This window comes from Ruegeria sp. BHSC029, assembly GCF_059613085.1.
In genome coordinates this window covers 397,891-419,759 of record NZ_JBXWRU010000005.1, presented here as the reverse complement: position 1 = coordinate 419,759, position 21,869 = coordinate 397,891, and the positions used below count along the sequence as shown (strand labels likewise).

Sequence of the window (21,869 nt, the reverse complement as noted above, 5' to 3'; positions counted from 1 at the left end):
AGGCATCGACATCAGTGCGCTGTCAGATCACGGCGCGTCGCTGGCCGCCAAAGGAAGAACACCGCTCTACGCCGCAATCGACGGAACCGCTGCCGCCGCAATCGCGGTGGCCGACCCGATCAAGCCCAGCACACCGGAGGCCATCGAAGCCTTGCACGCGCTGGGGCTCAAAGTGGCGATGATCACGGGCGACAACAGGGCGACGGCCGATGCCATCGCAGCACAGCTTGGGATCGACACAGTCGTCGCCGAAGTCCTGCCCGAAGGCAAAGTCGCTGCACTGGAAAACCTGCGCGTGAACGGCGGCAAGTTGGCTTTTGTCGGTGATGGGATCAACGACGCTCCGGCGCTGGCGGCCGCGGATGTCGGCATTGCCATCGGCACCGGGACCGACGTTGCGATCGAGGCCGCAGACGTGGTGCTGATGTCGGGCGATCTGATCGGCGTGGTCAACGCCTTCGATATCAGCCAGCGCACCATGCGCAATATCCGGCAGAACCTGTTCTGGGCCTTTGGCTACAACACGCTGCTGATCCCGGTGGCCGCGGGAGTTCTCTATCCCTTTGGCGGACCCTTGCTGTCCCCGGTTTTGGCGGCTGGCGCCATGGCGCTGTCCAGCGTGTTCGTCTTGTCAAACGCATTGCGGCTGCGTTGGGTCAAGGCGGCCCGGCCGCCGAGCGGATCCGACCGCAAACCGCAGACCATTGCACACGCACCCACACCCGCCGAATAGGAAAGGAGCCGCCATGAACATCGGGGACGTCGCCGAACGCTCGGGTTTGCCGGCCAAGACCATCCGGTATTATGAGGATATCGGTTTCATCAAACCCAGACGCTCGACCAATGGATACCGCCATTTCGACGAGAAAGAACTGCACAAGCTGGCGTTCATCGGGCGCGCGCGGTCGCTGGGGTTCACCATCGAAGACTGCCGCTCGCTTCTGGCGCTGTACGAGGACAAGCACCGCGCCAGCGCGGACGTCAAGCGGATCGCCAAACAGAACCTCGAAGAGATCGATGCCAAGATCGAAGGTTTGAAAGCCATGCGCGAAACACTGTCGCACCTGATCCAGGAATGCGCCGGAGATGACCGCCCGGATTGTCCGATCCTCAAGGATCTGGGTCGCGACTGAAAGGATAGACTCGAGGCACCTTCGGGCGCTTTCCCTTGATCGCGACCACGGTTCTGTCCTAGGCCATGCGGCAGGTGCACAGGACGCGTTGTTACGAACGTATCGTCTAGGCCGGGCGAAAGACGGCAGAACCGTAATGATCTACGAGGGCTTTGGGCCACCCATGCAAGCAGCCACATGACAATCACTGACTGGACCCAGCGGTTCCACGGAACCAGCCACCTGCCCGATGCGGTACGCGCCCGGTTGCGCGCGGCCGCGCGGATCGTGAAGTTCCCGAACGGGGCCCAGGTGTTCGGGCCCGACAATGTGCCGGACAGCCTCATGTTTCTGTACGAAGGCCGGATCCGCGTTTCACAAAGCTCGGATACGGGGCGCGAAATCGTCTTGTATCGGGTTGAAGCCGGCGAAAGCTGCGTGCTGACCACGGCATGTATGCTGGCCGAAGAGGCCTATAACGCCGAAGGCATTGCTGAAACAGATGTCACCGCGATCGTCCTGCCCAAGCTTGCCTTCGACCGCCTAGCTGCGGAAGAGGACGCGTTCCGCGATTTCGTGTTCCAAGCCTATTCCCGCCGATTGATCGACCTTCTGCGTGTGGTCGATGACGTCGCCTTCGGCCGGATCGATGTCCGGCTGGCGGAACGTCTGCTTGCATTGGCCGATCCCGCGAACGAGGTGCAGGCCACACATCAACAACTGGCCAGCGAACTGGGAACCGCGCGTGAAGTTGTCTCGCGGGTGCTGCACGACTTCCAGAAACGCGAGTTGGTTTCGCAATCCCGGGGCAAGATTACGCTCACCGACACAACGGCTTTGCAGGCTTTGGCCCACAGCACCTGATTTTTCGGGAATCTTTTCGGCTTTCGTGACATTGTCACTGAAGAGACGCTCCTGGCGTCATATATGCCATTCAGAAACCTGAATATGGAGGGCGATATGACCAACAACGTCGGAACGATCGACCGCACGCTGCGCGCAGCTCTTGGGTTGGTCCTGCTGTACCTGGCAATCTTCAGCGGGCTGGCCCTGTTCGCCGCACCCCTTTTCAAATATGGCGCTGTGATCGTCGGCATCATCATGCTGTTGACCGCGACCATGAAATTCTGCCCAGTGTACACGCTTTTGGGCATCAAAACCTGCAGGACCAGATAATATGGAAACCGTATTCACGCCTTTTGCATCCTTTGGCGGCGGCCTGCTGATAGGCTTGGGCGCCGTGTTGTTGATGCTGGGCCTCGGCCGCATCATGGGTGCCACCGGTATCATGTCCGGTCTGGTCTTTCCTGACAGCGGGTCCGAGTTTTCCTGGCGTCTGGCGCTTGTTGCCGGAATGATCGTTGCGCCGGGTCTGATCTACGTGCTGACCGGCTCCATGCCGGCTATCGAGGTACCGATCAGCCCGCTGATGATCGTGGTCGGCGGAGTCATCGTCGGCCTGGGCGCCAGCCTCGGCTCGGGGTGCACCTCGGGTCACGGCGTATGCGGCCTGTCGCGGTTGTCGACCCGGTCCCTGGTTGCCGTTCCGACCTTCATGGTAACTGCCGCCATCACGGTTTTCGTGATCCGCCACGTATTCGGAGGGTGAGGCAATGAAACTGCTCCATACGTTCCTGACCGGCCTTGTCTTCGGCACAGGCATCGCGATCTCGGGCATGATGAACCCGGCCAAGGTGTTGAACTTCTTCGATCTGGCCGGAACCTGGGACCCCAGCCTCGCCTTCGTTATGGGCGGTGCGCTGGTGGTGACATTCATCGGCTATCGCCTGATATGGCGACGCGCCGCGCCGCTTTTTGCGGACCGGTTCCAGATTCCGGGCGCAAAGCACATCGACATGAAGCTTGTCGGCGGCTCAGCCTTGTTTGGCGTGGGCTGGGGCATCGCAGGATTCTGCCCGGGCGCGGCAATTCCGGCCCTGGGCACCGGACGGTGGGAGGTTCTGCTGTTTCTGGGCGCGGTCGCCGCCGGGCTGGCCCTGGCGCGCATTCTGCAAGGGCAACCATTGATTACACGTTCGGCCAAGGCCTGAGCGTCAGAGAGGAGGCACGATCATGACCGACCAAAAGGCAATCGACACCCACAACCAGAAAATGGCTGACGCAATCGCGACACCAATTTCCGCATATCCGGTTGATCTGAGCGTCAAACCCAAGGTTCAGGGCTTCTACGACGAGGCCACGGCGACGATCAGCTACATCGTTTCGGACCCGACATCCAACGCCTGCGCGATCATCGACAGCGTGATGGACATCGACTATGCCGCTGGCCGGATCACATTCGAACATGCCGACCTGCTGATCGCCGAGATCGAAAAGCAGGGCCTGAAACTGGAGTGGATCATCGAGACCCACGCCCATGCCGATCACCTGTCGGCGGCGCCCTACATCCAGCAGAAGCTGGGCGGCAAGATCGGCATTGGCGAGAACATCAAGATCGTGCAGGAGGTCTTCGGCAAGATCTTCAACGAAGGCACCGAGTTCCAGCGTGACGGCAGCCAGTTCGATGCACTGTTCACCGATGGCATGACCTACAAGATCGGCAACATGACCGCCTTCACCATGCACACACCGGGCCATACACCGGCCTGCATGGTGCATGTGATGGGCGATGCGGCGTTTGTGGGTGACACGCTGTTCATGCCCGATGGTGGTTCGGCCCGAGCCGACTTTCCGGGCGGAGATGCGGGAACGCTTTACGACTCGATCCAGAAGGTGCTGAGCCTGCCGGACAAAACCCGCCTGTTCATGTGCCACGATTACGGTCCCAACGGTCGCGACATCCGCTGGGAAACCACGGTGGCCGAGGAAAAGGCGCACAACATTCATGTGGGCGGCGGCAAGTCGCGGGACGAGTTCATCAAGATGCGCACCGAGCGTGACGCGACGCTGGCGATGCCGACCCTGATCATCCCGTCTATCCAGGTCAATATCCGGGCGGGTGACATCCCGACCGACAAGGACGGCAACCAGATGCTCAAGGTTCCGGTCAACAAGATCTGACCGCAGGAGACAACAATGGAAATCCGGAAGATTTCGGGCGCACTCTCGGTGTCGCCACAGGTAACGCTTGCCGATATCCAAGCGATCAAGGCCGCGGGCTTCCGCGCCATCATCTGCAATCGCCCCGACGGTGAAGGGTCCGACCAACCGACATTCGAGGAAATCGAGGCCGCTGCAGAAAAGCTTGGCATCGAAGCCCGGTACGTTCCCGTCCAGACTGGCCTGGTTCGGGATGAGGACGCGCAGGCCTTCGGTCAAGCCCTGACCGAACTGCCAGGTCCGATCCTGGCCTATTGCCGGACGGGCACGCGCTCGGCCACGCTTTGGTCGCTGCACGAGGCCGCGCAGGGCCGAGCCTTGCCTGACATCCTGACCTCAACCAAGGCTGCCGGATATGACATGAGCGGCGTGGCCCGCCGCATCGCCAATGGCGGCAAGACGCCCACCGACACCGGCGACGCGTCCTTTGACGTGGTGATCGTGGGCGGCGGGGCAGGGGGCATCGCCACCGCCGCCAGCCTGCATGCGCGCAAATCCGACCTGTCGATTGCCATCATCGACCCGTCGGATGTGCACTATTATCAACCCGGCTGGACCCTGGTGGGCGGCGGCGTGTTCACGCCGGAACAGACGGCCAAGACCATGGGCGCGCTGATCCCGCGCGGGGTCAAATGGATCAAGGCCGCCGTGGCCGCGTTCGAGCCACAGAACAACGCCGTCATTCTGGATGGTTGCCGAGTGGTCAAATACGACCGTCTGGTGGTGACTCCGGGGCTCAAGCTGGACTGGGGTGCGGTCGAAGGGCTGGAGGAAACGCTGGGCAGCAACGGCGTGACCTCGAACTATCGCTATGACCTGGCGCCCTATACCTGGCAGTTGGTCGAAGGGCTGAAGGTGGGACGGGCGCTGTTCACCCAGCCGCCGATGCCGATCAAATGTGCGGGCGCGCCGCAAAAGGCGATGTACCTGTCGGGCGATGCGTGGGTCCGACGCGGGGTTCTGAAGGATATCGACATCCAGTTCATGAATGCGGGCGGGGTGCTGTTCGGGGTCAAGGACTATGTCCCGGCGCTGATGGAGTATGTCAGGAAATACGACGCCACGCTGAACTTCTTCCACAATCTGGTGGCGGTGGACGGGGCGGCGAAAACCGCCACGTTCAAGGTCGCCAAGCCCGACGAGCAGCCCGAGCAGGTGACGGTCGAGTTCGACATAATGCATGTCTGCCCGCCGCAGGTGGCGCCGGACTTCATCCGGGTATCGCCGCTGGCAGATGCGGCGGGTTGGGTCGATGTGGATCAGTCCACGCTGCGCCACAAGAGCTTTGACAACATCTGGTCGCTGGGCGACGTGATGAACGCGCCGAACGCGAAAACCGCGGCCGCTGCCCGCAAGCAGGCGCCGGTGGTGGCCGACAACATCGTGGCCGATATCGAGGGCCGCGGCCCGGTGGCGGCCTATGACGGTTACGGCTCGTGCCCGCTGACGGTGGAACGCGGCAAGATCGTGCTGGCCGAGTTCGGCTATGGCGGTGTCCTGAAGCCCAGCTTCCCTAAGTTCCTGATCGACGGCACCAAACCCAGCCGCGCGGCCTGGGTCCTCAAGGAAAAGCTGCTGCCGCCGGTCTATTGGTCGGCGATGCTGAAGGGCAAGGAATGGATGGCCAAGCCCGAGCCGCTGAACGTGGCGGCCGAATAGGTCGCTAGGGCTTCTTGCCCTGCGCCATCCAACACCCGCCCTGTGCCCTCTTGAACGTGGAACCGATGCACAACCTGTTGCGATACTTGCCAATTCTGGATTGGGGCCGCCGGTATGACCGGGCGGCGCTGTCCAATGACCTGATCGCCGCGGTGATCGTGACGATCATGCTGATCCCACAATCGCTGGCCTATGCGCTGCTGGCGGGGCTGCCGCCCGAGGCGGGTATCTATGCCTCGATCGTGCCGATCATCCTCTATGCGATCTTCGGCATCAGCCGGGCGCTGGCGGTGGGTCCGGTGGCGGTGGTGTCGCTGCTGACCGCATCCGCCGTGGGGCAGGTGGCTGAACAGGGCACCGCCGGCTATGCGGTGGCGGCGCTGACACTGGCCTTTCTGTCGGGCGGGTTCCTGGTGTTGCTGGGTGTGTTCCGGCTGGGCTTTCTGGCCAACTTCCTGTCTCATCCGGTGATCGCGGGTTTCATCACCGCCTCGGGCATTCTGATCGCCACCAGCCAGTTGAAACACATCCTGGGGGTCAGCGCGCATGGCCATACCCTGCCCGAGATGCTGGGCTCTATCTTGGCGCATCTGGACCAGACCAGCGGGATTACGGTGGTAATCGGCGCACTGGCCACGGCCTTCCTGTTCTGGGTGCGCAAGAACCTCAAACCCGCGCTGCGGCGCATGGGCGTACCGCCGCTTTTGGCCGATGTGCTGACCAAGGCCGGGCCTGTGGTGGCGGTAGTGGCAACCACGATGGCGGTCTGGGCCTTCGGGCTGGACGCGCGCGGCGTCAAGATCGTGGGCGAGGTGCCCCAAAGCCTGCCTCCGCTGACCCTGCCGGGGCTGTCCTCGGACCTGATCGGCGCGCTGCTGGTGCCCGCCATCCTGATCTCGATCATCGGCTTCGTCGAAAGCATCTCGGTCGCGCAGACGCTGGCGGCCAAGAAACGTCAGCGCGTCGATCCCGACCAGGAACTGATCGGCCTGGGCGCGGCCAATCTGGGCGCCGCCTTCACCGGGGGCTTTCCGGTCACCGGCGGATTCTCGCGCTCGGTGGTGAACTTCGACGCGGGCGCCGAGACCCCGGCGGCCGGTGCCTTCACCGCCGTTGGGCTGGCGGTTGCCGCACTCTTCCTGACCCCGCTTGTCTATTTCTTGCCCAAGGCGACGCTGGCCGCGACGATCATCGTGGCGGTGCTTAGCCTGGTGGATTTTTCAATACTCAAAAAGACCTGGGGCTATTCACGGGCCGATTTCACCGCCGTCGCCGCTACAATCGTCCTGACCCTGATGGCCGGCGTCGAAGCGGGTGTTGCCAGCGGCGTGGCAATCTCGATCCTTCTGCATCTTTACAAGACTTCACGTCCACATGTGGCCGAACTGGGGCTGGTGCCGGGCACTCAACACTTCCGCAACATCCTGCGCCACAAGGTCCAGACCGACCCCACGCTGGTCACGTTGCGGGTGGATGAAAGCCTGTATTTCGTGAATGCCCGCTTCCTCGAGGATCTGATCCAGTCGCGCGTGACCGAGGGTTGCGAGATCCGCAACGTGGTACTGATGTTCTCGGCGGTGAACGAGGTCGACTTCTCAGCGCTCGAAAGCCTTGAGGCGATCAACCACCGCCTGCGCGACATGGGTGTCGGGCTGCACCTGAGTGAGGTCAAGGGCCCGGTCATGGACCGACTGAAGCAGTCACATTTCCTCGACGACCTGAACGGGCAGGTCTTCCTGTCGCAATATGACGCTTGGCAAAGACTGACCGCGCCTGACCGGATCACGTGGGCCGCGGAATGAGTTCTGATCCCTGAGCCGCGTAATCATGATTATGTAAAGTTTATTCCTCACGCTTGATTGACGAATTGCAACCACGCATGATCCGTCAATGGGGTTCACGGTCAAAACATGGCTGAACGATCTTGGTCTGGGCCAATACGCAGAGACCTTTGCGGAAAATGACGTTGATGCACGCGTATTGCCTCTGCTGACCAATGACGATCTCCGAGAGCTTGGAGTCAGCCTCGGACACCGCAAGGTCATTCTGGCTGCCGCCCGCGTCCTGTCTGATGAACAAACGCCCGAGCAGCCAACATCTGACATCGCAGCAGCCGCAGCCGAAATACGGCCCGACACGGATGGGCAACCGTCGCGCGCTCCGGCCGAACGGCGCCATCTGACGGTCTTTTTTGCCGATCTCGTCGGCTCGACCGAATTGACCAACCGGATCGACCCCGAAGACATGCGGATCCTGTTGCAGCGATACCAGGATTCCGTTGCAGGTGCTGTCAGCCGGTATGGAGGATATGTCGCAAAATACCTTGGCGACGGGCTGTTGGTCTTTTTCGGGTGGCCCCGCGCCTATGAGGATCACGCCATTCGGGCCGTCAAAGCTGGCCTCGAAGCCGTGCGAAGGGTCCGGCAGATGACGACGCCCGACGGAACTCCACTCGCCGTGCGCATCGGCATCGCCAGCGGCGACGTGGTTGTCGGTGACGCGATCGGTGAAAACTCGTTCGAAGAAGGCGCCATGACCGGACCGGTGTTGAACTTGGCCGCCAGGTTGCAGGAAAAAGCCCCGGCAAACGCCGTCGTCATGCCCCGTGCAGACCTGACAGGGTCACTGGATGGCGTGTTCGAGGTTTCATCCTTGGGCAGCGTGCCCCTGAAAGGCTTCGATGTCGCCCACGACCTGGTTCAGGTCATGGGTGAGCGCAGCGCCGAAAGCCGGTTCCATGCGGTTCGCGGGGATGGAGCCCACGGGTTCCTGATCGGCCGCAGTTTTGAAAAGGGCATCCTTCTGCAATCCTGGAAACACGCGCAGGACGGCAAAGGCGAAGTGGTCCTGCTGTCAGGCGAAGCGGGAATCGGCAAGTCGCGCCTGATCGAGGAGTTTCTGCAGGACGAAAGTGTGGTCCAAAAGGCCGACATCATCAGACTGAACTGCTCACCCTATCTGACCAGCAGCCCGTTTCACCCGGTTGCCGAACGGATTTCACAGGATGCGGGCGTCGACCCGGATTTTGACGACGACAGGGTGCAGGAGAGTGTTCACGCCATGCTGGCCCAGCGGCAAGGACTGGATCTGGACCTTGTTCTACCTGCCTTCGCCGCTTTGGTCGCCCCGCGCAGCACCTTGGCCCAGCAGGTCCTGCAACTGTCGCCCCAGGAACAGCGAGACCTGACGATCCAAGCGCTGATCACCACGGTAAAGGCCCGGGCCGTCCAACGTCCGGTCATCCTGTTTGTCGAGGATGCCCATTGGATCGACGCCTCGACCCACGCGTTGCTGGATCGTTTCAAAGCGTTGTGCGTCGACCTTCCCCTTCTGATCGTGATCACGCATCGCCCCGGCTGGGAAATGCAGAAGACCGAAGGGGACAGCCATGTGCAAACCCTGCACCTAGGGCGACTTGATGCCGAGCAGGTCGCCCATCTGGTGCAACGTGTCTCGGGACGCGATCCGGATCCGGAATTGGTCGACCTGATTGTCGACAAAACCGACGGCGTGCCGCTTTTTGTCGAGGAACTGACCCGCGCCATACACGAAACCGGCGGGGTCGGTGTGAACGTGCCCTCGTCCCTGAGCGGAGCGTTGATGGCCCGGTTGGACGCCGTATCGCCCGACGCCAAACAAACGGCTCTTGCCGCGTCCGTTATCGGTCGCGAGTTCGAACCGGCTCTGCTTGCCGCGTCGATGCCGGAAGCCCCGGCAGAGCTCGACACTTGTCTGGCTGAGCTGTGCCGCGCTGGTCTGGTCTTTGAAAGCGGGCACCACAAAGGGCATTATGTATTCCGCCATGCGTTGATCAGGGACACCGCCTATCAGTCCATGCTCAGCAGCACACGCAAGGCCCAACACGCCAATGTCGCCCGCGCGCTGATGGAGTTGCGGTCGGCCGAGATTGAACGACGCCCCGAGTTGGCCGCCCGGCACCTGACCGAGGCCGAAGACTGGGCTGCCGCCTATGACCGGTGGCGCGCGGCGACGGAAATGGCTCTGTCACGGTCGGCCAGCCAGGAAGCCCTGGCCAATGCGACGGAAACCCTGAAGGCCGCGCAAAAACTCGGCGACGAAAAAAGCCCTCAGACGATCGTTGGAAACCTGCTGCTTGGGCGCAGCTACGACAGCGCAGGCAGGTTGCCGGAAGGCATCGCCAAACTGAAGGAAGCCTCGGACGCCGCCCGGCACTCAGGCCGGACGGACCTTGCTGCCGACGCGGCGCATCACTTCGCCGATTCATGCATGATGGCCGGTCAACGGCACGGCCAGGCGATCAGCCTGTGCTTCGAGGCATTGGACAGCCTGCCACCGACAGATGAGGTTCGGCGGTGTCGTCTGATGGCCCAGATCGCCCGCGCCTACATGTTCATCGGCGACTTTGCCGAGGGCACTAAATATGGCCAGCAATGCATGGAACTGGCCGCCCGGCTGGGCGATCACAAATCCCGGTTCGCCGTCATGATGACCCGCTTCGGCGCTCCCTTCGTGGCGCGCCAGGGCGAAGATCGGCTGAACTGGCGCAAGAACCTCGAATCCATGCACGAAGTGGCGGAAAAGCTTGGAAACATCGATCAGGGTCGCGACCGTACCCTGAGCCTGTTTGTCGGTGCCGAAATGGCGGACCGCCAGTTGGTCGACACCTCGTTGGAACTGCTGACCGAGATCTCGGACAAGGACAACCACCGACAGCTGTACTGGGTCCAGATCCATGCCCGTGCAATGGTGGCCATCCTGGATGGCGATTTTGAACGCGCCGAGACCTATGCGAGCGAAGCCGTCAAAATCGGGCGGCAGACACACGGCGCCCATGTCGAGGGTGTCTACGGCGTTCAGATGTTCACCATCCGGCGCGAGCAGGCCCGGTTGCATGAAGTGGCCCCTGTGATCAAGCGGCTCATGTCCGACAGCCCCGGCGAAACCAGCTGGAAACCCGGATTCGGCCTGATAGCCGCCGAACTGGGGTTTCGCGGGCCCGCCGAGCGTATTCTCAATGAGATCGCGGACACCGGTTTTGACCTGCCTCAGGACGCGATGTACTCGACCACGCTGTCCTATCTGGCGGATATCTGCGTCGCGGTCGAGAACACGCACCATGCCCAAACGCTGATCGACAAGCTGCTGCCCTACCGGGACCTGACGATCACGGCCGGCGCGACAACCGTCTGCACCGGATCCGCGGCCCGGCGGCTGGGAGCGCTGGCCGCCGCGTTGGGTGATTGGGACACCGCCGACGAGCTGTTCGAAACCGCGATCCAAGTGGACACAGCGATGGCCGCGCCGCCGTGGATCGCCCACAGCCAAGCCGCGCGCGCCTGGGCTCTTCGCCGTCGCGGTCGCGCTCAGGATCTGCGCTCGGCCCTGTCGCTTGAGGCCGAAGCGTTGGCAACTGCCCGGGAATTGGGTATGGTTTCCCTTAGGTCAAAACTTGAAGGATCCGCGTCTTAGACTCCGAGCACATGCGCAGGGGGGTGCATAATGCCAAGGTACATCATCGAACGGAACTTCGCCGAACAGCTTGAGCTTGGCGACGATGACAAGGTAAAGATCAAGGAAATCAACGACGAAGAAGGGATCGAGTGGATTTTCTCGTTCCTGAGCGCGGACAAGCGAAAAACCTATTGTCTATACGAGGCGCCGGACGCGGAAAGCCTGCGCAAGGCGGCAAAGCGTCTGAACATTCCGGCTGACGTCATCACGCCTGTTGATCGGATCGATCCCGGCATCTTCGCCTGACACGACCAAATTTGCATTGCGCGCCCTTCGCTCGAATGGGCCGCACAACCCATTGCCCGAGGCAGCACCGCAGGAAACCTGTCCACCTGATCTGGAGGACTGATCATGTTTGACCTGATAACGCTGAACGGCAGCACCAAAACCGTGGACCAAGAAGCGCTGGACGCTTTGGACGCGTCTCTGCGTGGATCCGTCTTTCTTCCCGGCAGCCCCGAATACGATAGTGCCCGCACCACCTGGAACAGCATCGTCGACCGCAAACCCGGCTTTGTGATCCGGGCGCTCGGGGCCAGCGATGTGCAAAAGGCCGTGAATTTCGTGCGCGAGGCAGGGCTGATCATGTCCGTCCGCTCGGGCGGTCACCAGATCGCCGGACATGCGGTAGCCGATGATGCGGTGATGCTGGACCTGTCACGGATGAAATCGGTGCATGTCGACCCGAAGGCGCGCACCGCGCGTGTGGCGCCGGGCGCGGTTCTGGGTGACGTTGACAGAGAGACGCAGGCGCACGGGTTGGTGGTTCCGACGGGCATCAACTCGACCACCGGGATCGCCGGGCTGACACTGGGCGGCGGCTTTGGCTGGACAACGCGCAAGTTCGGCATGACCATCGACAACCTGATCTCGGCCGAGGTTGTTCTGGCCGATGGCTCGATCGTGACCGCGTCGGAAAGCAGCCACCCGGACCTGTTCTGGGCCATTCGCGGCGGTGGCGGCAATTTCGGCGTGGTTACCTCGTTCGAGTTCCACCTGCACCCGCTGGGGCCGCAGGTACTGTCCGGCCTTGTGGTGCATCCGATCGAGCAGGGCCCCGCTCTGCTGCCCGAATACGCGCGGATCGCTGACACTGCGCCTGACGAGTTGACGGTCTGGACGGTGATGCGCAAGGCCCCTCCCCTGCCCTTCCTTCCCGAAGACTGGCACGGGCGCGAGGTGCTAATCTTTGCCGCCTGCTATGCAGGTCCCATCGAAAACGGCGAAGCCGCGATGGAGCCGCTGCGCGCCCTCGGAGACCCGATCGTGGACGTAATCTCGCCGCACGCCTTCGTCGACTGGCAGGCCGCTTTTGACCCCCTGCTGACCCCCGGCGCGCGAAACTATTGGAAAAGCCACGATTTTGATGCCTTGCCCGCGGATGCAATTGCAGGGCTTCTGGACAGTATCTCGACCCTTCCGGACCCGTCCTGCGAGGTGTTCGTTGCCCATGTCGGCGGTGCGATGGCCCGGGTCGAGGCTGCGGCGACAGCCTATCCCCAACGCTCGGCCCATTTCATCATGAACGTGCACACCCGTTGGGAAGATCCGGCCAAGGATGACACCTGCATTGCCTGGGCGCGCGCGCTCTATGACCGCATGACGCCGCATGCAACCGGCAGTGCCTATGTCAATTTCATGCCAGCGGACGAGGCCGACCACCTGTCCGGCGCCTACGGGGCCAATGCCACGCAGCTGTCGCGCATCAAGGGGCGGTACGATCCCGGCAACCTGTTCCGGGTGAACCACAACATTCCACCCGCGTGACGGCTTGAACTTCTTGCAGTGTCTGGCATAGACCGCGACCAACTGGACAGGGTCGGCGGGCAACACTACCGTGGGCCCGACATTCCCAACAGGAGACCCAGACTCATGTCCAAGATGCTTTCGATCGCGGCCGCAACCCTTGCGTTCACCGCAACTTCGGCCCTTGCGGACGGGCATTGCGCCGCGGGCAAGACCCTGACCGAGGGCAAGTTCACCGTGGCCACCGGAAACCCGGCCTATTACCCGTGGGTGATGGACGACGCGCCCGAGTCCGGCCAGGGCTTTGAAGCCGCCGTCGCCTATGCCGTGGCCGAGGAGATGGGCTTTGCCGCGGATGACGTGGTCTGGGTCCGGTCGTCCTTTGACGAAGCAATCCAGCCCGGCGCCAAGAATTTCGACGTGAACATCCAGCAATACTCGATCACGCCCGAACGCGATCAGGTCGTTGATTTCTCGGCCCCCTACTACACCGCACCGATGGCGGTTCTGGTCAGCGCAAACGCCGTTGATACCCCGCCCACGCTCGAGGCGCTGAAGGGCCTGCAATGGGGCGCGGTCGGGTCGACCACCGCCGTGCCGAAACTGGCCAGCGTGATCCAGCCGGATGCCGACCCGCTGCTCTATGGCGACAATGCCGATGTGAACGCGGCCATGACCGCGAACCAGATCGACGCCGCGCTGTTCGACCTGCCTACCGCCCTGTTCCTGAGCGCGGTGATGATCGAAGGGTCCAAGGTGATCGGCCAGTTCCCTGCCGATCAAGGCGACAACCCCGACCAGTTCGGCATGTTGATGGAGGAAGGCAACCCGCTGAAATCCTGCGTGGATGCGGCCATCGCTGCGCTGACCGAAAGCGGCAAGCTGGCCGAGATCGAGGCCAAATGGCTGCAGGACACGACGGGCGTTCCGCTGATCAAGTGACATGACACGAAACAGAACGGCGGGCCCGACCCGCCGCGAACTTTTTGAGGCGCAGCAGCGGCGGCGGTCGATCCGGATCGCCGCGACCAGCACCGTTCTGGTCGTCGTGGCGCTGATCGTGCTGGTGCCGCTGGCGCCGGGCTGGGCAAAGGTCCAGCAGAGCTTTTTCAACGGCGAGGTTTTGGTCAAGACCTTCCCGAAGCTGCTCGAAGCCTTTAAGATCAACGTGATGATCTTTGCCTGGTCGGCACCGGCCATCGCGGTGCTGGGGCTGCTGATCGCGCTGGCTCGCGACACCAAATCGCCCGCGCTGTTCCCATTGCGCATCTTCGGCGCGGCTTTCACCGACATCTTCCGCGGCGTGCCTGTGATCCTGACCGTCTATCTGATCGGCTTCGGCATTCCCGGGCTGGGCCTGACCCGACCGTGGAACTCACCCTATATCTGGGGGTCGCTGGCGCTGATCCTGACCTATTCGGCCTATGTGGCCGAGATTTTCCGCTCGGGCATCGACAGCGTGCATCACAGCCAGCGCGCCGCCGCCCTGTCGCTGGGCCTGACCGAAGGCCAGGTGATGCGCGACGTGGTGCTGCCGCAGGCCGTCCGCAACGTCGTGCCCTCGCAGATGAACATGCTGATCGCGCTGCAAAAGGACGTGTCGCTGCTCAGCTTCATCGGCCCGGTCGAGATCTTCCGCCAGGCGGGCGTGTTCAAATCGCTGCTGGCCAATTTCACGCCTTACGTGGGCGCGGCGATCATCTTCCTGATCGTGACCATCCCGGCGACGCGCTATGCCGACCACCTCATGGCCAAGCAGATGAGGGAGCGGCGCTAATGTCGAAACTGAACCTGCGAAACGTCGTCAAACGCTTTGGCGACCGCACCGTCTGCGACGGCATCGACCTGACCGTGGACGAGGGGCAGATGGTCTGCCTGATCGGCGCTTCGGGGGCAGGCAAATCCACCGTTCTGCGCTGCATCAACCTGCTCGAACCGATCGAGGATGGTGAGATCCTGCTGGACGGGGTCGACATCTCGGTGCCCGGGCTGGATCCGCAATCGGTGCGCGCGCGCATCGGCATCGTGTTCCAGAGCTTCAACCTGTTCCCGCACATGACGGCGCTGGACAACGTGATGCTGGCGCCGCGCCGCGTGCGCGGCCGCACGCGCGCCGAGCTGCTGCCCCAGATCGAAGAGATGTTCGAACGCTTCGGGCTTGCCGACCGGATGCACAACTATCCCGACCAACTATCTGGTGGACAGCAGCAGCGCGTCGCCATCGTGCGCGCCCTGGCCATGCAGCCCGAGGTGATGTTGTTCGATGAGATTACCTCGGCTCTGGACCCGCAATTGGTGGGCGAGGTTCTGGACGTGCTGCTGATGCTCAAACAGCAGGGCATGACGATGGTGATGGCCACGCACGAGATGGGCTTTGCCCGGCAGGCCGCAGACAAGGTGTGTTTCCTGCAGAACGGCCGCATCGTCGAGGAAGGCCCGCCCGAGCAGCTGTTCGACCACCCGCAGCAAGACGCCACACGGCAATTTCTGGCGCGCGCGCTCAAGTAAACGCCGGCGCCGGTTCAAAAATTGAACATTGCAGGGACCGGACGCCAACTTCGTGCTAGAGTCCACCGAACTGCCATATGCTGCTGGAGGTTCGGAATGCGTCTTTCAACCCTGTCTGCCGTGTGCGTTGCTGCCGGCCTTACCCTCAGCAACATGGCTTTGGCCCAACAGGTCGCTGACACGATCTATACCGGTGGTCCGATTCTGACGATCGATGACGCCCGGCCCACGGTACAGGCGGTCGCGGTCAAGGATGGGCGGATCATCGCAGCAGGTGAACTGGCCGAGATGCGCAGCCATCAGGGCGACGACACGACGATCTTTGATCTGGACGGGCGCGCAATGTTGCCCGGCTTTGTCGACAGCCACGGTCACGTGGTCATGGGCGGTTTGCAAGCCTTGTCGGCGAACCTGCTGGCACCACCGGATGGCACGGTCACCGACATTGACAGCCTGCAGGCGGCGTTGTCCGCGTGGGCCGAGGCCAATAGCGACACGGTCGAAGCGATGGGGATGATCATCGGCTTCGGCTATGACAACGCGCAACTGGCCGAGCTGCGCCACCCCACCCGTTCCGAACTGGACGCGGTATCGCGCGACGTTCCGATCATGATCATCCACCAATCGGGCCATCTGGGGGTGGGCAATTCCAAGGCACTTGAACTGGCCGGGATCACCGCAGAAACCGAGAACCCGCCCGGAGGTGTGATCCGAAAGGACGAGGCCGGCGAGCCGAACGGCGTGTTGGAGGAATACGCATTTTTCGGCGCCTTGGTGCCCCTGCTTGGCAGTGTCGGCGAAGACGGGCTGCAGACTTTCGCGCGCGCCGGCAGCCGGATGTGGGCGCGCTTTGGCTACACCACCGCGCAAGAGGGGCGCACCTCGGGCGCGGCGGTTCAAGCCCTGCGCCGGGTGGCCGCGGACGGCGACCTTCCCATCGACGTCGTGGCCTTTCCCGACGTTCTGGAATCGCGCGACTTCATCGAGTCGGACGCCTCGCGCACCTATGCCGACGGGGTGCGAGTCGGCGGGTGCAAGCTGACAATCGACGGTTCGCCGCAAGGGTTTACCGCGTTGCGGGATCGGCCCTACTACGATCCGGTCGGGGATTACCCGCCCGGCTATGCCGGATACGCCGCCATCACGCGCGAACAGTTGCAGGATGCGGTGAACTGGTGTTTCGAGAACGGCCACCAGATCCTGACCCATTCCAATGGCGAGGGGGCCACGGACATGCTGATCGCCGCCATCGACGAGGCGCGGCTGACCTATGGCGATCCGGGCAACCGGCCGGTTCTGGTGCATGGTCAGTTCCTGCGCGAGGATCAGGTGGCCAGCCTCAAACGATTGGGCGTGTTCCCGTCGCTGTTTCCGATGCACACCTTTTACTGGGGCGATTGGCACCGCGACCACACGGTCGGTCCGGTCAATGCCGACAACATCTCGCCCACCGGCTGGGTGACGGAACGCGGCATGATGTTCGGTACGCATCACGACGCGCCCGTGGCGTTTCCCGACAGCATGCGGGTTCTGGCCGCGACGGTCACCCGGCGCACCCGATCTGGCGACATCCTGGGCCCGCATCAACGGGTCGATGTGATGACGGCGCTCAAGGCGATGACGATCTGGCCGGCATGGCAGCATTTCGAGGAAGACCAGAAGGGATCGATCGAGGTGGGCAAACTGGCCGATTTCGTGATCCTTTCGGATGACCCGACCGCGGTCGACCCCGAAACGCTTGCCCAGCTTCGTGTGGTGACCACCATCAAAGAGGATGCGGTGATCTTCGACGCCGATACGGCGGTCAAGGAGGGGCGACTGGACAGACGCCCCCTTGCCCCCGACCCGGTGACGGCACATCTGCTGCTGCATGCGCTGTATCAGGGCATGGATGTCGAACGGCCTTGGCTGGTGGACTTCACGCAGCCCTCGACCGAATGAATAGGCTTTCCGAGGTGGGGCAATAGAGATACCGTCGCCACATGGTGCTTTTTCTGAGCCTTGTTGCGACAATCGCCGGTCTGTTGGCCTGGTATTTCTGGTCGAAGTCCAGGGCCAGGGCCGAGCTGTTGCAAACACCGCTGAGCGATGAGGAGCGGCGGACCATCCACGCGACGGTGCCGATCCTCGAGCGGCTGCCTGCCAAGCTGCGCGCCACTTTGGAAGGCAAGATCAACCTGTTCCTGAATCAGGTCGATTTCATCGGCTGCGACGGGCTGGAGGTCACGGACGAGATGCGTCTGTCGATCGCAGCACAAGCCTGCCTTCTGGTCGTCAACTCGGACCAATGGTACGACAATCTGACGACGGTCCTGATCTATCCCAATGCCTTCAAGTCCCGCCAACAGCGGCACAGCGGCTATGTCGTGACCGAACAAGAGGTCATCCGAACCGGCGAAAGCTGGGATCGGGGGCCGGTGATCCTGTCCTGGGCGCACAGCCGGCAGGGCGCGGCAAACGATCATGACGGACACAACGTCGTGTTTCATGAATTCGCGCATCAGTTGGATGATCTATCCGGCGGCACCAACGGCGTGCCCGTACTGGCCAAGGGTCAAAGCTATGCCGAGTGGGAACGTGTTTTTCTGGCCGCGTATGACGCGCATCTGCACGCGGTCGAGACAGGCCGGCGCACTGTGATCGACCCCTATGGCGCCACGGGACACGAAGAGTTCTTTGCCGTCACGGTCGAGCTGTTCTTCGAACGCCCCGAGGCCCTCAGGGAAACCGCGCCCGAATTCTACGGACAGCTGTCCCGATACTTCCGGCTGGATCCAATCGAATGGCCGAAACCATCGTGATCCGTGATCAGAAATCCAGACCCAGATCGACTGTCCGATAGGAATGGGTCAGCGCCCCGGACGAGATGTAATCAACCCCGGTGGCCGCGATCTCGGCCACCGTGTCCACGGTGACATTGCCCGACGCCTCGGTCACCAGACGCCCATCCACCATCGCCACGGCCTCGGCCAGCATGTCCGGAATCATGTTGTCCAGCAGCACCACATCGGCGCCGCCGGTTTCCAGAACCTCGGCCAGCTGGTCCAGCCGGTCCACTTCGATCTCGACCTTCATCATGTGCGACGCACGCGCCTTGACCGCCTCGAGCACTGCGCTCACGCCGCCGGCGGCGGCGATGTGGTTGTCCTTGATCAGGATCGCGTCGGACAGCGAATGGCGGTGGTTGAACCCGCCGCCATGCAACACGGCCAGTTTCTCGACGATCCGAAGGCCCGGTGTGGTCTTGCGGGTGCAGGTGACGCGCGCCCTGGTCCCGGCGGTCTGCGCCACCAGCCCGGCGGTCAGGGTCGCCACCCCGGTCAGACGACCGGCAAAGTTCAGCGCCACGCGTTCGCCGGACAGGATCGAGGCCGCGCTGCCGGCGATCTCCATGAGGGTCTGGCCCTTGGTGCAACGGTCCCCGTCCGCCACAAGCGGCGTGATCTTCAACGTCGGGTCCACCAGCCGGAACGCCAGGGCCGCAACCTGCATGCCCGACACAACCGCATCCTCGCGCGCGTTCAGCCGTGCGGCATAGGTCACGTCCGCCGGGATCACGGTGCGGGTAGTGATGTCGCCGCAGGTGCCCAGATCCTCGGTCAGGGCGGCGCGAACCATCGGTTCGAGGATCAGGTCGGGGACAGTGGCATGATGCATTTTGCGGTTTCCTTGAAGATTTTCGACCGCAGCGCCACGGCCTCGTCCAATGTCAGATCAGACCGCCGCCCCGGCCCTTCGGCCGTAACCGGACAATCCGACCGATAGTGCGCGCCGCGGCTTTCGGTGCGCATCAGCGCTGCTGCCGCGATCAGCGTGGCGGTTGCTGTCATGTTTCGGAACAGGTGCGACTGGCCGTGCAGCGACTCCAACACGGCGATCCGGCCCAAGGCGCGGCGCAGCCCGTCCGCGTCGCGCACCACCCCCACGCCATCAGTCATGACCTGGCGCAGTTCGGCTACGGCTTGGGGGTCGGGTTCGGTGCCGCCGGACGGCAGGCCCAGCCGCACCTCGGGCGCGTCGGCCACCGTCAGGGTGCCCGCAATGTCACGGGCGCAGGCGCGGGCAAAGACCAGCGCCTCAAGCAGACCGTTCGAGGCCAGCCGGTTCGCCCCGTGCAACCCGGTCGAGGCCGCTTCGCCACAGGCCCAGAGCCCGGCCAGCGAACTGCGGCCGTTCAGGTCGGTGGCCACGCCGCCCATGTGGTAATGCGCCGCCGCCGCCACCGGAATCGGTTGAGTTACGGGGTCGACACCGTTGCGCAGGCAGGCCTCGGTCACCGCCGGAAACTGACTGCGGATCGCCGCGCCGATCGCTGCGCGCGTATCCAGCGCGGGCCGGTTGTCGGCCTTGGTTTCCAGATAGACGGCGCGCGCCACGACATCACGCGGGGCCAGCTCGGCATCCGGGTGGATGCTTTGCATGAACCGTTCGCCGTGGCGGTTGATAAGCACGGCGCCCTCGCCACGCAAAGCCTCGGTGGCCAGTGGCATCGGGTCTTCGCCCACGTCGATCGCGGTGGGGTGAAACTGGATAAACTCGGCATCGGCGATCCGGGCCCCGGCCCGTGCCGCCATGCCGATCCCCTGCCCGCGGATCCGCGCCGGGTTGGTGGTCCGAGCATAGAGCCCCGCCGACCCGCCCGTGGCCAGTACATGCGCCGCCCCGCGCAGCAGCACCGGTTCGGTCCCCGGCGCGTCGGTCGGCGCCAGATATACGCCCGAGACCTTGGCCCCGTCGCTTTCCAGCCCCACGGCCAACGCCCCTTCGATCACCTGGACTGAAGCACGCCGTCGCAGTTCGGCGATCAGGGCGCGCATGATCTCGGCGCCGGCCTGGTCGCCTTTGACACGCACCACGCGGGCCACCGAATGCGCAGCCTCCTGCGATTGGATGAATCCGCCATCGGCGTCCCGGTCGAACCCGGTGCCCAGATCGGAAAGGTCCAGAATGTGATCCCGCGCCGCGCGGGTGACGAACTCGGCCACCTCCTGCAGGACCGATCCTGCGCCGGCGCGCATCGTGTCGCGGGCATGGGCTTCGGGGCTGTCGGACGGGTCCATCGCCGCCGCCACCCCGCCCTGCGCCCAGGCCGAACTGGCACCCGAGCCCAGCGGCTCGGGCGAGATCATCACCACCGGGTGCGGGTCGAGCTTGAGCGCGGTATAGACCGCGGCCAGCCCGCCGCCGATGATGACCACCCGAGGGGTCGAGACCGTCTGCATCGCCCCGATCAAATTCCCAGTTTGCGCGACAGGTCGATCATCCGCTGAACCGAAAGGCGCGCTTTTTCCGCCACGTCGGGGTCAACCTCGACCTGACCGGTCATGGTGTCCAGCGCATACAGCACCTTTTCCAGCGTGATCTTCTTCATGTAGGGGCACATGTTGCAGGGGCCGACGAAATCGACCTGCGGCAGCGCGTCGGCGATGTTCGACGCCATCGAACACTCGGTGATCAGCATCGCCTTTTCGGGCTGTTCGTCGGTGACGTATTTGATGATGCCGCTGGTCGAACCCGAGAAGTCGGCCTCGGCCACCACGTCGGGCGGGCATTCAGGATGCGCGATCAGGCGGGTGCCCGGGTTCCATTCGCGGAACTCGCGCAGGTCCTGCGCCGTATACTGTTCGTGCACGATGCACGATCCTTCCCACCAGACCACGTTCTTCTGCGGCACGTCGCGGGCCACGTTCTGCGCCAGGTACTGGTCGGGAGTCATTATGACCGTGTTGCTGTCCATCGCCGCCACGATCTGCGCCGCGTTGGACGAGGTGCAGCAGATGTCGGATGCCGCCTTCACCTCGGCCGTGGTGTTCACATAGGTCACGACCGGCGCGCCGGGATAGCGGCGGCGCATCTCGGCAATGCCTTCGGCGGTGATCGACTCGGCCAGCGAACAGCCGGCCTCCATGTCTGGCATCAGAACCGTCTTTTCGGGGCTGAGGATCTTCGAGGTCTCGGCCATGAAATGCACACCGCATTGCACGATCACGTCGGCCTCGACCTCGGTCGCCTTGATGGCCAGCTGCAGGCTGTCGCCGACGAAGTCCGAAATGCCGTGATAGATTTCGGGCGTCATGTAGTTGTGGCCCAGGATCACCGCGTTGCGTTCGGCTTTCAGATCGTTGATCGCCTTGACATAGGGCGCGTAGATCGCCCAATCCGCTGGCGTGACGACTCGCGACATGCGGGCGTAGATGTCGCTCATGCTGGCGGCCAGCTCGGGCGACGGGGTCAGATCGAATTTCTCGGCAAGATGCGCGCGCTGCGCGGGGAGGTCAAACACTGGACTGG

Annotated in this window: 20 protein-coding genes; 17 read left to right on the top strand and 3 right to left on the bottom strand. The window is 63.2% G+C overall.

The window, feature by feature from the left end:
* The 17 genes from AC2FML_RS14865 to AC2FML_RS14785 form a co-directional block, all read left to right on the top strand.
* Window positions 1-733 (top strand): HAD-IC family P-type ATPase (locus AC2FML_RS14865; RefSeq protein WP_496783742.1); only part of this gene is annotated, 733 nt, incomplete at its 5' end.
* Window positions 734-746: 13 nt separating this feature from the next.
* Window positions 747-1,133, top strand: coding sequence for a Cu(I)-responsive transcriptional regulator (cueR, locus tag AC2FML_RS14860; RefSeq protein WP_093963300.1), 387 nt, complete (start codon window positions 747-749; stop codon window positions 1,131-1,133).
* 177 nt (window positions 1,134-1,310) lie between these two features.
* Complete coding sequence (locus tag AC2FML_RS14855; protein ID WP_496783741.1) at window positions 1,311-1,976, top strand: Crp/Fnr family transcriptional regulator; 666 nt, start codon at window positions 1,311-1,313, stop codon at window positions 1,974-1,976.
* A gap of 96 nt (window positions 1,977-2,072) precedes the next feature.
* Window positions 2,073-2,288 carry a YgaP family membrane protein gene (locus tag AC2FML_RS14850; RefSeq protein WP_170435773.1) on the top strand — a complete coding sequence of 72 codons (216 nt, stop codon included), beginning with the start codon at window positions 2,073-2,075 and terminating at the stop codon, window positions 2,286-2,288.
* A 1-nt stretch (window position 2,289) separates the two neighbouring features.
* Entirely contained in the window at window positions 2,290-2,721 is a 432-nt protein-coding gene (locus AC2FML_RS14845) for a YeeE/YedE family protein (protein ID WP_170341626.1), read from the top strand.
* A 4-nt stretch (window positions 2,722-2,725) separates the two neighbouring features.
* Complete coding sequence (locus tag AC2FML_RS14840; protein ID WP_496783740.1) at window positions 2,726-3,163, top strand: DUF6691 family protein; 438 nt, start codon at window positions 2,726-2,728, stop codon at window positions 3,161-3,163.
* 85 nt (window positions 3,164-3,248) lie between these two features.
* Window positions 3,249-4,133, top strand: a complete 885-nt coding sequence (locus tag AC2FML_RS14835; RefSeq protein WP_170359755.1) for an MBL fold metallo-hydrolase — start codon at window positions 3,249-3,251, stop codon at window positions 4,131-4,133.
* 15 nt (window positions 4,134-4,148) lie between these two features.
* Window positions 4,149-5,831 (top strand): bifunctional protein tyrosine phosphatase family protein/NAD(P)/FAD-dependent oxidoreductase, encoded by a 1,683-nt coding sequence (locus AC2FML_RS14830; RefSeq protein ID WP_496783739.1) that lies wholly within the window; start codon window positions 4,149-4,151, stop codon window positions 5,829-5,831.
* Window positions 5,832-5,896: 65 nt separating this feature from the next.
* Window positions 5,897-7,633: a SulP family inorganic anion transporter gene (locus AC2FML_RS14825; RefSeq protein WP_496783738.1), complete on the top strand. Its 1,737-nt coding sequence runs from the start codon at window positions 5,897-5,899 to the stop codon at window positions 7,631-7,633.
* Between the two features lie 88 nt (window positions 7,634-7,721).
* Window positions 7,722-11,282 (top strand): AAA family ATPase, encoded by a 3,561-nt coding sequence (locus tag AC2FML_RS14820; RefSeq protein ID WP_496783737.1) that lies wholly within the window; start codon window positions 7,722-7,724, stop codon window positions 11,280-11,282.
* A gap of 30 nt (window positions 11,283-11,312) precedes the next feature.
* Window positions 11,313-11,570, top strand: coding sequence for a DUF4242 domain-containing protein (locus AC2FML_RS14815; protein ID WP_093963294.1), 258 nt, complete (start codon window positions 11,313-11,315; stop codon window positions 11,568-11,570).
* A gap of 105 nt (window positions 11,571-11,675) precedes the next feature.
* A complete protein-coding gene (locus tag AC2FML_RS14810; protein WP_222458314.1) occupies window positions 11,676-13,091 on the top strand; it encodes an FAD-binding oxidoreductase in 1,416 nt (471 codons plus the stop codon).
* 105 nt (window positions 13,092-13,196) lie between these two features.
* Window positions 13,197-14,012, top strand: coding sequence for an ABC transporter substrate-binding protein (locus AC2FML_RS14805; protein WP_170421190.1), 816 nt, complete (start codon window positions 13,197-13,199; stop codon window positions 14,010-14,012).
* A gap of 1 nt (window position 14,013) precedes the next feature.
* A complete protein-coding gene (locus AC2FML_RS14800) occupies window positions 14,014-14,847 on the top strand; it encodes an amino acid ABC transporter permease (protein WP_170369582.1) in 834 nt (277 codons plus the stop codon).
* Window positions 14,847-15,578, top strand: a complete 732-nt coding sequence (locus AC2FML_RS14795) for an amino acid ABC transporter ATP-binding protein (RefSeq protein WP_170359545.1) — start codon at window positions 14,847-14,849, stop codon at window positions 15,576-15,578. Before AC2FML_RS14800 ends, AC2FML_RS14795 begins: the two co-directional genes overlap by 1 nt.
* Before the next feature lie 153 nt (window positions 15,579-15,731).
* Window positions 15,732-17,519 (top strand): amidohydrolase, encoded by a 1,788-nt coding sequence (locus tag AC2FML_RS14790; protein WP_496783736.1) that lies wholly within the window; start codon window positions 15,732-15,734, stop codon window positions 17,517-17,519.
* Window positions 17,520-17,560: 41 nt separating this feature from the next.
* The gene (locus tag AC2FML_RS14785) at window positions 17,561-18,379 is read left to right on the top strand and encodes a M90 family metallopeptidase (RefSeq protein WP_496783735.1); all 819 of its coding nucleotides are present in this window, start codon (window positions 17,561-17,563) and stop codon (window positions 18,377-18,379) included.
* A 7-nt stretch (window positions 18,380-18,386) separates the two neighbouring features.
* Here the strand turns inward: AC2FML_RS14785 and nadC are convergent, their stop codons facing one another.
* From nadC to nadA, 3 genes are read right to left on the bottom strand one after another with little or no spacing between them, the layout of a single operon-like run.
* A complete protein-coding gene (nadC, locus tag AC2FML_RS14780; protein WP_496783734.1) occupies window positions 18,387-19,235 on the bottom strand; it encodes a carboxylating nicotinate-nucleotide diphosphorylase in 849 nt (282 codons plus the stop codon).
* A complete protein-coding gene (locus AC2FML_RS14775) occupies window positions 19,208-20,800 on the bottom strand; it encodes an L-aspartate oxidase (RefSeq protein WP_496783733.1) in 1,593 nt (530 codons plus the stop codon). The genes nadC and AC2FML_RS14775 overlap by 28 nt, the downstream gene beginning before the upstream one ends.
* 8 nt (window positions 20,801-20,808) lie before the next feature.
* Window positions 20,809-21,861, bottom strand: coding sequence for a quinolinate synthase NadA (nadA, locus tag AC2FML_RS14770; RefSeq protein WP_496783732.1), 1,053 nt, complete (start codon window positions 21,859-21,861; stop codon window positions 20,809-20,811).
* Between the last annotated feature and the right edge of the window lie 8 nt (window positions 21,862-21,869).